Below are 14,713 nucleotides of genomic sequence, written 5' to 3' on the forward strand. Positions count from 1 at the left end.
CTGAGACCTGCGGCGAGCGCAGTGACGGCCGCCGCGATTCGAGCGAGACTGCGGCGGCGGACACGGGTGTGGAGGTCATCGTGTGCTTACTGGGTGCGGTGAGGGGTGGGTCAGAGGGAGCCGAGGGTGGAGCGGGTGAAGTCGGTGTACCAGAGGGTGCCTGTGGGGGTGACCGCCAGGCGGTCGGGGGTGGCGCCGGTGAACGGGGGGCGGAGGAAGTCGACGTGGTCGGCGAAGTCGACGCGACCGAGACCGCCGTTCTCGTCGGTGAAGTAGAGGGCCGAGTGCTCGCCCGCCACGAGGGAGACGGGGACGGCCGGTGCCCAGGGCACGGCGGAGACGGGGACGATGGTGACGCCGCCGGCCGGGGAGACCCTCGCGACGCCGCCGAAGCCACCCACCCACACGTCTCCCGCGGGCGAGGCCGCGAGGCCGGAGAAGCCGACCAGCCCGAGCGGCACGAGATCGACCGCGCCGGTGCGGGGATCGAGCACACCGAGCGAGGTGAGCCCATCTCGGGTGTACCAGAGCCGACCGTCTGTGGCGCGCACGAGGTGCATGGCGAGGGCACCGTCGGGGTCGGGGTGGCGCGTGATGGTTCCATCGCCCGTGATGGAGGCGAGGCCGCCATGGTCGAGGTCGCCGAACCACATTAGGCCGTCGGGGGTGGAGGTGAGTGACATGGCCGAGTCGGTCGGAGCGCCCAGGGGAAACGTCTCGACCGCGCCGGACACCGGGTCGAGGCGGCCGACGGCTCCGTGGGAGAGGTCGTTGAACCAGAGCATCCCGTCGGCACCCATGGCGAGGCTCGTGATTCCCGGGCGCACGGCGCCGAGGTCGTGGACCGTCTGCGTACCCGTGTCGGGGCGGAGGCCCACGATCTGGTTGCTGAGGGAGTCGGAGTACCAGACCTGGCCGCTCGCATCCGTCGCGATCGCATCCGCTCGACCGCCTGGGGTGGCCAGCGGTGTCTCGTGCCAGGTGGCGAAGTCACGCGGGAACGGGTCGAGGGCCTGCACCGCGGCCGGCGACGCGGCGACGGAGCCCAGAGTCAGCAGGGCTGAGACGGCAGCGGTGACCGCGAGGAGGGCGGTGGTTCGACGGAGCATCCGCCCACCGTAGAGGTGCGGAACCGCAGAGCGGCCTGAGCAGTTTCTACCCAGGCCGCCGCGCGCTCGGGTGGGTCAGTCGGTGACCTGGATCTCTTTCCAGAAGGCTACGTAGTTGCTGAAGTCCTTGCCGACGCGGTCGAAGGAGGCCGGGTAGGGGGTGGGGTAGCTCCAGGCGCGGTCCTTCAGGGACTCGTCGCCGTCCTTGACGTCGAAGTACTGGCACTCGCCCTTCCACGGGCAGGTGTAGGGGGTGTCGCTCTTCTCGAGGTACTCGGACTTCACGCTCGACGGCGGGAAGTACCAGTTGCCCTCGATGGCGATCAGGTCTTCCTTGGGTGCTTCGGCGATCACGATGTCGCCCAGAACTGCCTTCATGTGTTGACCTCCTGTGTCACCTCCACGCTACGCCTCAGCGCCACTGCAGGGAGGCACCCCACAGGTCATTCACCCACACGTGCCCCGCTCCGTCGAGCGCGAGGGAGGTGCGGGCGCCGTCGAGGCGACTGAATTGCGGAGCTCCTGAGGCATCGACCGTGCCGAAGCCGTATTCGGGGTCGATGAAGGACAGCTCGACGTCGTCGTCGCCTGCGAGGTCTCCCCCGGCCAGGGCGATCGGCCGCACCGGGATAGGGCCGGGCACCGACATCGGATGCGTCGTGATGGTGCCGTCGGGCGCGATCCTGGTGAACTCGCCGACTCCGTCGATCCAGACCGCCCCGCTCGCGCCGACCGTGAGGGCGGCTCCCGCCGACGCTCCTACCCCCAGGTCGGAGAAAGTGCCTGTGGACAGGTCGAGCGCTCCCACGCGATCGGATCCGGTGCGGGTGTAGAGGAGACGGCCGTCGGGAGCCGTCGCGACGGCCAGGATGCGCTCGTCGCGGGGTTCGGCCACCATCGTCAGGACGCCCGCCGGGCTCACCTGGACGAGGTTCGTGGCGAACGGATCCCCGAACCAGACGTTGCCGTCGGATCCCAGCGCCAGCGACGACGGGGTGTAGCTCACCCCGGTGAGTGGGAACGAGTCGATCGAGCCGGTCCCCGGATCGAGGTGGTTGATGGTGTGGTCGCGCAGATCCGTGTACCAGATGGTGCCGTCGGGCACCCCGACGATGCCCAGCACCCACGCGCGCGGGCCCAGGGCGAAGGTCTGCTGCGAGCGAGTGGCCGAGTCGACCCGCACCAGGTCTTCGTCGCGGCTGTCGTAGTACCAGATGTCGCCCCGCGCATCGCTCGTGACCACCTCGGCGATGCCGCTCGGGTTGGCCAGCGGGACGTCGTGCCAGAGCGAGATGCCGGCCGGTGGGAGGTCGAGGGCTGCGACCGACACGACCGGGCCGAGGGCCGCGAGAGGCGTGACGAGGGAGAGGACGAGGGCTGCGGCGATGCGGGAGCTGGAGGTCGTGGTTGTCATCGAGCTAGAGCACCACAGGGAGCACCGAGGGTGTGATGAGCAATGGTTACCCGCTCGTGGTGGGAATACGTCGTGGGACCGAGTTGACTGGGGGGATGCGCGTGCTGCTGAAACTCATCCTCGACTGCGATCCCGATGCGGCCTGGAGGGCGATCCGGAGCCCCGCCGTCTTCCGGGAGGTGTCGAGCCCGCTCGTGGAGATCGAATCGCTCGCGGCGGACGGGTTCCCCACCGTGTGGGAGCCGGGGCAGCATCCGGTGCTGATGCGCGGCGGCGGCGTGGTGCCGATGGGCAAGCAGATCATCCGGCTGGACTTCGAGACCCGGCAGCACGGAGACGTGCGGATCGTGCACGACTCCGGCCAGGGCGTGACGGGAGCCGTGAGCACGATCAAGCTCTGGGACCACAAGATGGCCATCGCACCCGACCCCGCCGGCACGGGCAAGACGCTCTATCGGGACCAGCTCGTGATCGGTGCCGGACTGCTGACGCCATTCGCCTGGTACAGCCTGTGGGCGTTCTGGCAGTTCCGCGGGCACAAGCTGCAGAAGCTCGCGCCGACCTGGGCCTACGACCTCCCCGTCGACGACGAGCCAGACACCGACGGAGGGCACGACCGATGAGCATCTCCGCCATCACGGCCCTCGAGACCGCCGACTGGCGGCTGCGGGTCTTCGAGATCTACGAGGAGGTGCGCCGGAGGAGCGCCACCGGCGACGTGGCCGCCGCCCACGAGCACTGGCGGCTCGAGCGCGACCGGCTCTTCGCCTCACACGCCGCCTCACCGCTGCTGCCCGACGAGCGGGCCGCGTTCGCGGGGCTGCTCGTGGCCGAGTACGACGCGGCCTGGCGGTTCGAGGTGTCGATCGAACCCGTGGACGACTCGGACCCGAGGCCGAGGCGATTCGACTTCGAGACGGGGACCGACGGCGTCGTGCCGTTCGAGCTGCTCGGCGTGGCGCACCTGGAGGGTGTCGGCGAGCTCGACGTGTGGCGGTTGGCCTCGTACGGGGGCGGACTGTTCGTGCCCGTGAAGGACGGCCGCGCCGGCAAGCCGCACGGCACCTACGGCGGTGGCCGCTACCTCGTGGACACGATCAAGGGCGCGCACCTCAACGACACCCTTGAAGCGCATGGCGGCAGCGCCTCCGGCGCGCACCTCGTGCTCGACTTCAACTTCGCGTACAACCCGTCGTGCGCCTATGACCCCGCCTGGGCGTGCCCGCTGGCCCAGCCGGGCAACCGCGTGGACGTCGACATCCCGGTCGGCGAGTCCTACTCCGCATCCATGCGCTAGGCTGGGGGTACTCGAGGGCTCGATAGGGAGCCCCGTGCGTCGAAAGAACGCTCCCTCTCCGATCGATCCAGGAACCGCAGGCACAGCAGGGCTGTAGCAGCGGGGCGGATCATCTGCAGATACTTCTTGCGGCGAACGGATGCACCGTCGGTGCGTTCGCCTCACATCCGAGTGGGCCTTCTGCAGAGACGCGCGCACCGGACTGATGCCCGAAAGGCACCACGTTGTCCACTACCCCCTCATCCTTCAGCGCGCTCGGCGTGCCCGCTCCCCTCGTCTCGGTGCTCACCGCACAGGGCAAGACGGAGCCGTTCCCCATCCAGGTCGACACCCTCCCCGACACCCTCAACGGCCGCGACGTGCTCGGCCGCGGCAAGACCGGCTCGGGCAAGACCCTCGCGTTCTCCGTCCCGATGGTCGCCCGCCTCGGCGGCGAGCTCGCGGGCGGCAAGCGCCGCCCCGGCCGCCCCGTCGGCCTCATCCTGGCTCCCACCCGTGAGCTCGCCACGCAGATCGATGCGGTCGTCGCTCCTCTCGCCAAGGCCTACGGCATGACCACCACCACGATCTTCGGCGGCGTCTCGCAGGGCCGACAGGTGACCGCGCTCAAGGCCGGCGTCGACATCGTGGTGGCCTGCCCCGGCCGCCTCGAGGACCTCATGAAGCAGGGCTTCGTCTCGCTCGACGCCGTGGAGATCACCGTGCTCGACGAGGCCGACCACATGGCCGACCTCGGCTTCCTGCCCGTCGTCACGCGCATCCTCGACAAGACCCCGTCGAACGGACAGCGCATGCTGTTCTCGGCGACGCTCGACAACGGCGTGGACAAGCTCGTGCGCAAGTTCCTCCACAACGAGGTGCTGCACTCGGTCGACGAGGCCAACTCCCCCGTGGCCGCGATGACCCACCACGTGTTCGAGACCGAGTCGGTCGAGTCGAAGCGCGTGCTCGTGGAGAAGCTCGCCTCGGGCTCCGGCCGCCGCATCCTCTTCATGCGCACCAAGCACCAGGCCAAGAAGCTCGCGAAGCAGCTGACCGAGGCGGGCATCCCCTCGGTCGACCTGCACGGCAACCTCTCGCAGGTGGCCCGCGACCGCAACCTCGCGGCCTTCTCCGACGGCTCCGTGCGCGTGCTCGTGGCGACCGACGTGGCCGCCCGTGGCGTGCACGTCGACGACATCGAGCTCGTCATCCACGTGGACCCGCCGGCCGAGCACAAGGCGTACCTGCACCGCTCGGGCCGCACCGCCCGCGCCGGATCGGCTGGTGACGTCGTGACGATCATGCTGCCCGCGCAGCGCAAGGACGTGAAGGATCTGCTCCGCAAGGCCGCGATCAACGTCACCCCCGAGGTCGTCTCGGCCGACTCGGCCTCGGTGAACGCCCTCACCGGCGATGTCGCCGCCTACGTGAAGCCGGCTCCCCGCACGACCAACCAGCTGCCCTCCTCCGGCCAGCGCCGCACCGGCAACGACGGAACCGGCCGCAGCGGCGGTTCGCAGGGCGCCAACGCGCAGCGCAAGCGCGCTCGTCGTGACGGCGAGGGTGTGGGCGCCGGTGCAGGCGCCGGCTCAGGCCGTGGTGGCCAGGGCGGTTCCGGCGGCGCACGCCGCGGCGGTGGCGCCGGCGGTGCCGGTGGCGGCCGTGGTGGCAGCGCCGGTGGCGGAAGCCGCTCGTTCTACAGCACCTCGTCGGATGGCGCGAGCGGTGGCGGCCAGGGCCGCGGCGGCTCGGGCGCAGGATCAGCGTCAGGCTCGGGCGAGGGCGGCGCACGTCGCGGCGGCTCGGGCTCCGGCTCGGGTGCTGCGGCAGGCACCGGTCGCCCGCGTCAGTCCGCGGCGGCCTTCTCGGCCGGATCCGCGGGCGGGCGTCGTCGCGCACGCTAGTCGCGCATCCGCTTGACTCCTCGAACGGCCCGTCTCCTCGTGAGGTGGGCCGTTCGGCGCTCCCACGGGCCTGAGTGAGGCCTAGGGGAGGGTCTCGTGGCGGGTGAGGAGCGCGATGTACTCCGCGATGCGGCGGGTGCGGGTCTCCGGGCGCTTGAGGTGGTGCAGGCGGAACAGGAAGGCGTAGCGCGGGGAGCCCGTGAGGGTCGCGAAGAAGGCGGCCGCCTCCGGGTTGGCCTCGAGCGCTGCGGCGAACTCGGGCGGCACCTCGATGGAGGACGCGGGGGCGTACGCGGCCTCCCAGCGGCCGTCCGCCTTGGCCCGCTCGATCTCGCGGAAGCCGGCCTCGCGCATCCGCCCCGCCTCGATGAGCACGGCGACCTTCTCCTGATTGATCGTGGACCACATGCTCTTCGCCCGTCGAGGGGTGAAGGTCTGCAGGAAGAAGTCGTCGTCGAACGCATTGCGACGGCCGTCGATCCAGCCGTGGCAGAGCGCCACGTCGAGCGCCTCGACGTAGCTGGGCATCGTGTGCGCACTGCTCTTCTTGGCGATGCGCAGGCGCACGCCCTCCGAGGACCCGCCGTTCACCGTGAGCCAGGCATCCCAGCCGGCGTCGTCGTCGAACTGGAGGTGCTCGTACTCAGGTCTCGGCTCGGCCACGGCCCGACTCAGACCAGCTTGCCGACCGAGGCGAGCGCTGCGCGGAGGAGGGCTCCGCGGCCGCCCTCCATCTCGTCGGAGACGGCGGGGGATGCTGCCTCCTCCGGTGTCATCCAGGTGAGCTCGAGAGCATCCTGCCGCGGGTCGCAGGTGCCGGTGACAGGCACGACGTAGGCGAGCGAGACGGCGTGCTGGCGCTCGTCGTAGAACGCGGAGACACCGGGCAGCGGGAAGTACTCGGCCACGTGCACCGGGATGGGGCTCGCGGGCAGCTGCGGGAACGCCATGGGCCCGAGATCCTTCTCGAGGTGGCGGAAGAGCGCATCGCGGAGGGTCTCGCCGTACATGACCCGGCCCGAGACGAGGGTGCGCGTGATGGTGCCGCTCGATCCCACCCGCAGCAGCACACCGACCTCGACGACCTGACCGAGACCATCGACCCGCACCGGCACGGCCTCGACGTAGAGAAGGGGGAGTCGCTGCCTGATCTCGGCGAGCTCCTGGTCGCTCAACCAGCCGGAGTTGGGGTCGGGGGTGCGCACGCTCATAGTCCATTCTTACCCACGGATCGCCCGCCTCGATGCCGATGTCGGTGGCTCGGGTGATGATGGACGCATGAGCAATGTGCTCGACAGGTTCTCCCCCGCAACACGCGAGTGGTTCCTCGGTGCCTTCCCCTCGGGCCCCACCACCGCGCAGTCTGGTGCCTGGGAGGCGGTGTCGGGGGGCGACCACGCGCTCGTCGTGGCGCCCACGGGCTCCGGCAAGACTCTGGCGTCGTTCCTCTGGGCCCTCGACAGGCTCTCGGCGGCACCTCCCCTCGCCTCGGGCGAGGAGCCGCGCAAGACCTCGGTGCTCTACGTCTCCCCGCTCAAGGCGCTCGCGGTCGACGTGGAGCGCAACCTCCGCTCGCCCCTCGTGGGCATCACGCAGACGGCCAAGCGGTTGGGTGCCGCTCCCCCGGTGATCTCGGTGGGTGTGCGATCCGGAGACACCCCGGCCAACGAGCGTCGAACGCTCGCCAAGACGCCGCCCGACATCCTCATCACGACGCCGGAATCGCTCTTCCTCATGCTCACCTCGGCGGCGCGCGAGTCGCTGAGCGAGGTCACGACCGTGATCATCGACGAGGTGCACGCGGTGGCGGCGACCAAGCGCGGTGCGCACCTCGCGGTGAGCCTCGACCGGCTCGACACGCTGCTGCAGCGCCCCGCCCAGCGCATCGGGCTCTCGGCCACCGTGCGCCCTCGCGAAGAGGTGGCGCGCTTTCTCGCGGGCGGCCGCCCGGTCGCGATCGTGGCGCCTCCCTCCACCAAGAAGTTCGACCTCCAGGTGGTCGTTCCGGTGGAGGACATGACGAAGATCCCGCCGCCAGAGTCCGCCTCGCTCGAGGGGGCCGCGTCGGCGGCGAACGCACCGGAGCAGGGGTCGATCTGGCCGCACGTCGAGGAGGACATCGTCGACCGCATCCTGGAGCACCGCTCCTCGATCGTGTTCGCCAACTCGCGGCGGCTGGCCGAGCGGCTCACGGCACGGCTCAACGAGATCTACGCCGAGCGGATGGGGTACGCGACGGATGAGGACGGCGAGGGCGCGCGCCCGGCGTCGGCCCCCGCGCAGGTGATGGGGCAGGCCGGGCAGACCGCCGGGCTCAGCCAGGAGGGGCGGATCGAGGGCGCGGACACGCTGCTCGCCAGGGCGCACCACGGATCGGTGAGCAAGGAGCAGCGGGCGTTCATCGAGGACGACCTGAAGACCGGTCGGCTGCGGTGCGTGGTGGCGACCTCGAGCCTCGAGCTCGGTATCGACATGGGCGCCGTCGACCTCGTGATCCAGGTGGAGGCTCCCCCGTCGGTGGCGAGCGGGTTGCAGCGCGTGGGGCGTGCAGGCCACCAGGTGGGCGAGATCTCGAAGGGGCTGCTGTACCCGAAGCACCGCGCCGACCTCATCCACTCCGCGGTGGTCTCGATCCGCATGAGCGAAGGGCTCATCGAGACGCTGTCGATCCCGGCGAACCCGCTCGACATCCTGGCCCAGCAGACGGTCGCCGCGTGCGCGCTCGAGGCCATCGATGTGGAGGAGTGGTTCGACGTGGTGCGGAGGAGCGCCTCGTTCGCGAACCTTCCGCGCTCGGCCTACGAGGCCACACTCGATCTGCTCTCCGGCCTGTACCCCTCCGACGAGTTCGCCGAACTGCGACCCCGGCTGGTGTGGGATCGCGACGCGGGCACCCTCACCGGCAGGCCCGGCGCTCAGCGACTGGCCGTGACGAGCGGCGGCACCATTCCGGACCGCGGGCTCTTCGGCGTGTTCATGGTGGGCGGCGAACCCACGGAGGCCGATCCGACGGCGAGCGCGGGAGGTTCCACCCGCTCCGCTCCCGGGCGGCGCGTGGGCGAGCTCGACGAGGAGATGGTCTACGAGTCGCGCGTGGGCGACGTGTTCGCGCTCGGGGCGACGAGCTGGCGCATCCACGAGATCACGCACGATCGTGTGCTCGTGACGCCCGCGTTCGGGCAGCCGGGTCGGCTGCCGTTCTGGCGCGGCGAGGGCATCGGCCGCCCGGCGGAGCTCGGCGAGGCCATCGGCGCCTTCACCCGGCAGGTGGCCGCGGCCTCCCCGGAGGAGGCCGCCACGCTCGCGCGGAGTGCGGGGCTCGATCCGTGGGCGGCGTCGAACCTCGTGACCTTCGTCACTGAGCAGCGCGAGGCCACCGGGCACGTGCCGAGCGACAAGACGCTCGTGCTCGAGCGCTTCCGCGACGAACTCGGCGACTGGCGCGTGGTGCTGCACTCGCCGTTCGGCATGCAGGTGCACTCGCCGTGGGCCCTAGCCGTGAACGGCCGCATCCGCGAGCGCTTCGGCCTCGACGCGAGCGCGGTGGCGAGCGACGACGGGATCGTGCTGCGGCTGCCCGACACCGAGAGCGAGCCGCCCTCGGCCGAGCTGTTCCTGTTCGAGCCGGCCGACCTCGAGCAGGTCGTGACCGACGAGGTGGGCGGGTCGGCGCTCTTCGCGTCGCGCTTCCGCGAGAACGCTGCCCGCGCGCTGCTGCTCCCCCGGCAGAACCCCGGCAAGCGCTCCCCGCTGTGGCAGCAGCGCCAGCGCTCGGCTCAGCTGCTCGAGGTGGCGCGCAAGTACCCGACGTTCCCGATCATCCTCGAGACCGTGCGCGAGTGCCTGCAGGACGTCTACGACCTGCCCTCGCTGCTCGGCATCGCGCGGGATCTCGAGTCGCGGCGCATCAAGGTCGTCGAGATCGAATCGCCGGAGGCCTCGCCCTTCGCGCGATCGCTGCTGTTCGGCTACGTCGCATCCTTCGTCTACGAGGGCGACAGCCCGCTCGCCGAGCGGAGGGCGGCCGCGCTCTCGCTCGACCCGAGCCTGCTCTCGGAGCTCCTCGGTCGTGCAGAACTGAGAGAGCTGCTCGATCCGAAGGTGATCGTGGAGACCCAGCAGGAGCTGCAGCGGCTCGTGCCCGAGCGCCGGGCGCGCGACATCGAGGGCGTGGCCGATCTGCTGCGCATGCTCGGGCCTCTGACCACCGCCGAGGTCGTCGCCCGATCGCAGGAGTTCGATGTGGCCGCAGCCCTCGAGCAGCTCGTGACGGCCAAGCGCGCTCTGCGCGTGAGCTTCGCGGGCACCGAGTGGTGGGCGCCCATCGAAGACGCGGGCCGTCTGCGCGATGCACTCGGAGTGCCCATCCCCTTCGGGGTTCCGGATGCGTTCATCGCGCCCGTGGAGCAGCCCGTGCACGACCTCGTGAGCCGGTACGCCCGCACCCACGGGCCGTTCCTCGCCCACGAGGTGGCCGAGCGGTTCGGGCTGGGCATCGCCGTGGTGACGGATGCGCTGCGGCGGCTGGGCGCCGATCGCCGTGTGATCGAGGGTGAGTTCAGGCCGAGTGGTCTCGCCGAACCCGAGCCGTCGTCGCCCGTCGTGAGCGGGCGCACCGGATCGACCGAGTGGTGCGATGCCGAGGTGCTCCGGCGGCTGCGCAGCCGCTCCCTCGCGGCGCTCCGTCACGAGGTCGAGCCGGTGGAGACGACCACGCTGGCGCGCTTCCTGCCCGCCTGGCAGCACGTGGGCGGTTCTCTCCGTGGTGTCGACGGCGTGCTGACCGTCATCGAGCAACTGGCCGGGGTTCCCGTGCCCGCCTCCGCGTGGGAGCACCTCGTGCTGCCTGCCCGTGTGCGCGACTACAGCCCCGCGATGCTCGACGAGCTCACCGCGTCGGGCGAAGTGGTGTGGTCGGGGCGCGGTCGGCTGCCGGGCAGCGACGGCTGGGTGGCCTTCCACACACTCGACACCCTGCCGCTCTCCGCGACGACCGCTGCCCTGGAGGAGCTCGACGAGACCGAGGTGCACACCGCTCTGCGCGACGCGCTGTCACGCGGCGGCGGGTTCTTCTTCCGCTCCCTCGCCGACGACGTGGCGACGCGTATGCCCGACCGCGTGCCTGAGGACGCCGCGGTGGTGGAGGCCCTGTGGGATCTGGTCTGGGCGGGCCTCGTGACCAACGACACCGTCGCTCCGCTCCGCACCCTCACCGGATCGGGCAAGGCGGCGCACAGCACCAAGCGCCAAGCGCCCCGCTCGCGGATGTACCGCGGGCGGAGTGTGGCCCGCGCCACCATGCAGACGAGGGTCGGGCCGCCCACCGCGGGTGGCCGCTGGTCGATGCTGCCCGAACCGGTCGCCGATCCGACCCTCAGGGCCCACGCGACGGCCGAGATGCTGCTCGACAGGTACGGGATCGTGACCCGCGGCTCGGTGGTGAGCGAGCGGGTTCCGGGCGGTTTCGCCCTCGTCTACCGCGTGCTGAGCCAGTTCGAGGAGAGCGGTCGGTGCCGTCGCGGCTACTTCGTGGAGACTCTGGGTGCGGCGCAGTTCGCGACCGGGGGCACCGTCGATCGACTGCGCGGCTTCTCGCCCGATGCCGTGGGCCGCGAGGGTCGCGAGCGGCAGTTCGAGGCCATCACCCTCGCCGCCACCGACCCTGCCAACCCCTACGGCGCGGCTCTCGGCTGGCCCACGATCGAGGACTCCACCGGGCACAAGCCCGGCCGCAAGGCGGGAGCGCTCGTGTGCCTCGTGGATGGCGACCTCGTGCTCTACCTCGAGCGGGGTGGCAAGTCGGCGCTCGCCTTCACCGACGACCAGGGGCAGATCGCTGCAGCGGCCCGCTCGGTGGCCGGCGCCGTGACCACGGGGCGGGTCGACCGTCTCGCGGTCGAGCGGGTGAACGGCGACTTCGTGCTCGGCACCCCGGTGGGCACCGCCCTCGAGACCGCAGGCTTCACCGGCACGCCCCGGGGGCTGAGGCTGCGTGCCTGAGGGCGACACCGTCTACCGCACGGCCGTGCACCTGCACGAGGCCCTGGCCGGTCGCGCGCTCACGGTCTGCGACGTGCGCGTGCCGAAGTACGCCTCCGTCGACCTGCGCGGCGAGGTGGTGGATGAAGTCGTGGCACGTGGCAAGCACCTGCTCACGCGGGTGGGCGGCATGAGCATCCACACCCACCTCAAGATGGAGGGTGCCTGGCACATCTACCGGCACGGCACGAAGTGGCGGCGGCCCGCCTACCAGGCGCGCATCGTGCTCGCGAACGCCGACTGGGTGACCGTGGGGTTCGATCTGGGCACCGTGGAGGTGCTGCCGCTCGCCGAGGAGGGTGAGGCCGTGGGGCACCTCGGGCCCGATCTTCTCGGGCCCGACTGGGATGCCGAGGAGGCCGTGCGCCGACTGGCCTCGGACGAGTCGCGGGAGATCGACGTGGCCCTGCTCGACCAGCGCAACCTGGCGGGGCTCGGAAACGTCTTCGCCAACGAGATGTGCTTCATCCGCGGGCTGCACCCCGAACGGCCCGTGCGCGACGTGCCGGATCTGCCGGCCGTCGTGGATCTGGCGCACCGGCTCATCACGGCCAATCGCGACCGCTCCGAGCGCACGACGACCGGGGACACCCGCCCTGGGCGCCGCACCTACGTCTACGGGCGCGGGGGCAAGCCGTGCTTGCGCTGCGGCACGCGGATCCGCTCGGGGTCGCTCGGCGCGACGGAGTTGAGCCAGCGCGTGACCTACTGGTGCCCGAACTGCCAGCACTGAGGTGGGTGGTGGGGTGCGGCTGTTAGATTCGGCGGGTGACCTCCGATGAAGCGACTCCCTTCGTGATCGACGATCAGGCCGTGGTGTGGTCGGTGCCCGCCGACTCCATCGCCTCGCGACTCGCCGTGCAGCCGCTCGTGATCGTGATGCACGGGCGCGGCTCGCACGAGAACGACCTGCCGTCGCTGTTCCCCCTGCTCCCCGACGGCATCGTCTACGCGTCGCTGCGGGCACCGCTCTCGGGCGAGCCCTACGGGATGGGCGGTTGGAGCTGGTTCACCCCCGGTGCCCCCGCCCTTCCCCCGGTGGACTCCGTGCAGGGTTCGGTCGCCGCCGTGCTGGCCTGGCTCGACCGGGTGGAGGCTGCGTTCGGCGCGCCCCCTGCGGTCGCCGCGCTCGGGTTCTCGCAGGGCGGAGCGATGAGTGTGCAGCTGCTGCGGGCTTCTCCCGAGCGGTTCGCCGCTGCTGTCAACCTCTCCGGCTTCGTGGCCACCGAGACCGAGCCCGGTGACGCTGTGCTCGCCCGCACGCTGCCGCCGCTCTTCTGGGGTCGCGACATCGACGACCCGATCATCCCGCAGAGCGGCATCGACCGCACGGCGGCGTTCGTGCCCGGGCATTTCACCGTGACGGCCCGCGAGTACCCGGGCATCGCGCACTCCATCTCGCGGGACGAGGCCGACGACGTCGCCCGCTTCCTGCGCGACACGCTGCTGCAGCAGGGCTGATGGCCAGGAAGGGCGACGCCGCCGGGCCCACGACGGCCGCGACCCAGGCGCTGCGGGCGGCGGACATCCCCTTCACACCCCACGCCTACCGTCACGACGCCGCCGCGAAGGACTTCGGAGCCGAGGCCGCGCGCGAACTCGGTATCGACCCCGCCCGTGTGTTCAAGACGCTCATGGTGGAGACGGATGCGGGGCTCGGCATCGGAATCGTCTCGGTGCGCGACCAACTCGACCTCAAGGCACTGGCGGCGGAGCTCGGCGCCAAGAAGGCCGCCCTGGCCGACCGGGCCGTCGCCGAGCGCAAGAGCGGCTACGTCGTGGGCGGGATCAGCCCGTTCGGGCAGCGCACACCGCTCGACACGGTGATCGACGATGCCGCTCGGGATTTCCCGACCGTGTTCGTCTCCGGCGGCCGGCGGGGGTTCGATCTCGAGATCGCGCCCGATGACCTCGTGGCAGCGGTGCGCGGGCGGATCGCGAGGATCCGCAGGGCGTCCGGCACGCACTGATCAGGCTCTATCTGAGCAGGCCCGACCGTATCCGGCTCGCTGTGATCCGGCCTGCGGTGATCAGGACTGCCCTGGGGCGGCGCCCTCGAGGATCTCGGCCACCCAGCGCCTCAGGAAGACGGCTCCCGCGGCGTCGTTGACCTCGTGCTCCTCGGCCGTGAGCACCCCGTAGGGCTTCTGCGGCACCCCCTCGGCGGGGCGGACGTCGACGTGCGCGACGTCGTAGTGCTGCGCGTGCATCCAGTCGGCCATGGCGTAGTCGCTGCGGGAGTCGCCGACCGTGCGCCACCGGCGGGGGACGGTGCCGAGCTCGGCCACCAGGGCGATGGCGCGCTCGGCCCCCAGATCCTTGCCGACGCGCACCGACTCGATGTCGGTCGAGATGATCGACGGGTCGAGGCGGTAGGGCACGGTGCCTTCGGAGGCGGGCTGCCGTTCATTCCTCCACATCGCGCCGAGATCGAGAGTTCTGCACAGATCGAGCACCGCGCGGTCGAAGACGGGCTGGATGGCGAGATAGTCGGTGCTGTCGACGTCGGTGCGCTGCTCGACGGAGACCATGGTGCGCTTGGTGCGGTCGAAGAACATCGACTCCGCGAAGCGCGCCGCCACCAGCTCCTCCACGCCTGCGCGGAGCTCGACCGGGAGAACGAGGGACTCATCGATGGAGAGATCACCGACGCCCGTGGGCGTGATGCGGAACCACACGGCACCCTTCTCGCACACGCCGAACACGCGGGCGTGGTCGCCGAGCCCGCCCGTCACGAGCGGCTCCACGACCTCACCGCGGAGGAACTCGTCGGAGCGGCCCGTGTTGAAGACGATCGGCACGCCGGCGTTCGCGAGCGCGACGAGATCGGCGGTGATGGAGGGGATGGCGATGGTGCGGGTGATCGGGCTCGCGATCGGCCCGTCGACGTCGAGCAGCAGGCCGAGATCCGGGGTGGGTGAGGTCACCCGTCCATTATGGTCGGCGGCATGGAGCCGGCTCGGTCGGG

The 14,713-nt window shown here is 71.1% G+C and carries 13 protein-coding genes; 7 read left to right on the top strand and 6 right to left on the bottom strand.

Annotation, left to right across the window (positions count from 1 at the left end; all coding sequences use genetic code 11):
- Nucleotides 1-110: 110 nt before the first annotated feature.
- The 3 genes from ACEXQC_RS14480 to ACEXQC_RS14490 all read right to left on the bottom strand — a co-directional run bounded on the left by ACEXQC_RS14480 (nt 111) and on the right by ACEXQC_RS14490 (nt 2,523).
- A complete protein-coding gene (locus ACEXQC_RS14480) occupies nt 111-1,109 on the bottom strand; it encodes a Vgb family protein (protein ID WP_374823722.1) in 999 nt (332 codons plus the stop codon).
- Between the two features lie 75 nt (nt 1,110-1,184).
- Nucleotides 1,185-1,487: a DUF427 domain-containing protein gene (locus ACEXQC_RS14485; RefSeq protein WP_374823725.1), complete on the bottom strand. Its 303-nt coding sequence runs from the start codon at nt 1,485-1,487 to the stop codon at nt 1,185-1,187.
- A 34-nt stretch (nt 1,488-1,521) separates the two neighbouring features.
- The gene (locus ACEXQC_RS14490) at nt 1,522-2,523 is read right to left on the bottom strand and encodes a Vgb family protein (RefSeq protein ID WP_374823728.1); all 1,002 of its coding nucleotides are present in this window, start codon (nt 2,521-2,523) and stop codon (nt 1,522-1,524) included.
- Between the two features lie 95 nt (nt 2,524-2,618).
- Here ACEXQC_RS14490 and ACEXQC_RS14495 point away from each other — a divergent pair, with 95 nt between their 5' ends.
- The 3 genes from ACEXQC_RS14495 (at nt 2,619) to ACEXQC_RS14505 (ending at nt 5,706) form a co-directional block, all read left to right on the top strand.
- Nucleotides 2,619-3,146 carry a hypothetical protein gene (locus ACEXQC_RS14495; RefSeq protein WP_374823731.1) on the top strand — a complete coding sequence of 176 codons (528 nt, stop codon included), beginning with the start codon at nt 2,619-2,621 and terminating at the stop codon, nt 3,144-3,146.
- Nucleotides 3,143-3,820 (top strand): DUF1684 domain-containing protein, encoded by a 678-nt coding sequence (locus ACEXQC_RS14500; protein WP_374823734.1) that lies wholly within the window; start codon nt 3,143-3,145, stop codon nt 3,818-3,820. The genes ACEXQC_RS14495 and ACEXQC_RS14500 overlap by 4 nt, the downstream gene beginning before the upstream one ends.
- Nucleotides 3,821-4,044: 224 nt before the next feature.
- Nucleotides 4,045-5,706: a DEAD/DEAH box helicase gene (locus ACEXQC_RS14505; protein WP_374823737.1), complete on the top strand. Its 1,662-nt coding sequence runs from the start codon at nt 4,045-4,047 to the stop codon at nt 5,704-5,706.
- Between the two features lie 81 nt (nt 5,707-5,787).
- Here the strand turns inward: ACEXQC_RS14505 and ACEXQC_RS14510 are convergent, their stop codons facing one another.
- Together ACEXQC_RS14510 and ACEXQC_RS14515 are read right to left on the bottom strand one after the other, a co-directional pair.
- Nucleotides 5,788-6,369 (bottom strand): YdeI/OmpD-associated family protein, encoded by a 582-nt coding sequence (locus ACEXQC_RS14510; RefSeq protein WP_374823740.1) that lies wholly within the window; start codon nt 6,367-6,369, stop codon nt 5,788-5,790.
- Nucleotides 6,370-6,377: 8 nt separating this feature from the next.
- Nucleotides 6,378-6,917, bottom strand: a complete 540-nt coding sequence (locus ACEXQC_RS14515) for an NUDIX hydrolase family protein (protein WP_374823742.1) — start codon at nt 6,915-6,917, stop codon at nt 6,378-6,380.
- A 67-nt stretch (nt 6,918-6,984) separates the two neighbouring features.
- Here ACEXQC_RS14515 and ACEXQC_RS14520 point away from each other — a divergent pair, with 67 nt between their 5' ends.
- From ACEXQC_RS14520 to ybaK, 4 genes are read left to right on the top strand one after another with little or no spacing between them, the layout of a single operon-like run.
- A complete protein-coding gene (locus ACEXQC_RS14520; RefSeq protein WP_374823745.1) occupies nt 6,985-11,706 on the top strand; it encodes an ATP-dependent helicase in 4,722 nt (1,573 codons plus the stop codon).
- Nucleotides 11,699-12,478 (top strand): Fpg/Nei family DNA glycosylase, encoded by a 780-nt coding sequence (locus ACEXQC_RS14525; protein WP_374823748.1) that lies wholly within the window; start codon nt 11,699-11,701, stop codon nt 12,476-12,478. Before ACEXQC_RS14520 ends, ACEXQC_RS14525 begins: the two co-directional genes overlap by 8 nt.
- A 35-nt stretch (nt 12,479-12,513) precedes the next feature.
- Complete coding sequence (locus tag ACEXQC_RS14530; protein ID WP_374823751.1) at nt 12,514-13,206, top strand: alpha/beta hydrolase; 693 nt, start codon at nt 12,514-12,516, stop codon at nt 13,204-13,206.
- On the top strand, nt 13,206-13,715 hold the full coding sequence (gene ybaK / locus ACEXQC_RS14535; RefSeq protein WP_374823753.1) for a Cys-tRNA(Pro) deacylase: 510 nt from the start codon (nt 13,206-13,208) through the stop codon (nt 13,713-13,715). Before ACEXQC_RS14530 ends, ybaK begins: the two co-directional genes overlap by 1 nt.
- 60 nt (nt 13,716-13,775) lie before the next feature.
- Here the strand turns inward: ybaK and ACEXQC_RS14540 are convergent, their stop codons facing one another.
- Complete coding sequence (locus ACEXQC_RS14540; protein WP_374823756.1) at nt 13,776-14,672, bottom strand: HAD family hydrolase; 897 nt, start codon at nt 14,670-14,672, stop codon at nt 13,776-13,778.
- Nucleotides 14,673-14,713: the final 41 nt, after the last annotated feature.

This window comes from Herbiconiux liukaitaii (assembly GCF_041927495.1).
Classification (GTDB): domain Bacteria; phylum Actinomycetota; class Actinomycetes; order Actinomycetales; family Microbacteriaceae; genus Herbiconiux; species Herbiconiux liukaitaii.

Bases quoted from the DNA above. Each gene is read 5' to 3' on its own strand.
- ybaK (WP_374823753.1), top strand. From the start codon at position 13,206: ATGGCCAGGAAGGGCGACGCCGCCGGGCCCACGACGGCCGCGACCCAG.
- ACEXQC_RS14515 (WP_374823742.1), bottom strand. From the start codon at position 6,917: ATGAGCGTGCGCACCCCCGACCCCAACTCCGGCTGGTTGAGCGACCAG.
- ACEXQC_RS14485 (WP_374823725.1), bottom strand. From the start codon at position 1,487: ATGAAGGCAGTTCTGGGCGACATCGTGATCGCCGAAGCACCCAAGGAA.
- ACEXQC_RS14500 (WP_374823734.1), top strand. From the start codon at position 3,143: ATGAGCATCTCCGCCATCACGGCCCTCGAGACCGCCGACTGGCGGCTG.
- ACEXQC_RS14480 (WP_374823722.1), bottom strand. From the start codon at position 1,109: ATGCTCCGTCGAACCACCGCCCTCCTCGCGGTCACCGCTGCCGTCTCA.
- ACEXQC_RS14490 (WP_374823728.1), bottom strand. From the start codon at position 2,523: ATGACAACCACGACCTCCAGCTCCCGCATCGCCGCAGCCCTCGTCCTC.
- ACEXQC_RS14520 (WP_374823745.1), top strand. From the start codon at position 6,985: ATGAGCAATGTGCTCGACAGGTTCTCCCCCGCAACACGCGAGTGGTTC.
- ACEXQC_RS14495 (WP_374823731.1), top strand. From the start codon at position 2,619: ATGCGCGTGCTGCTGAAACTCATCCTCGACTGCGATCCCGATGCGGCC.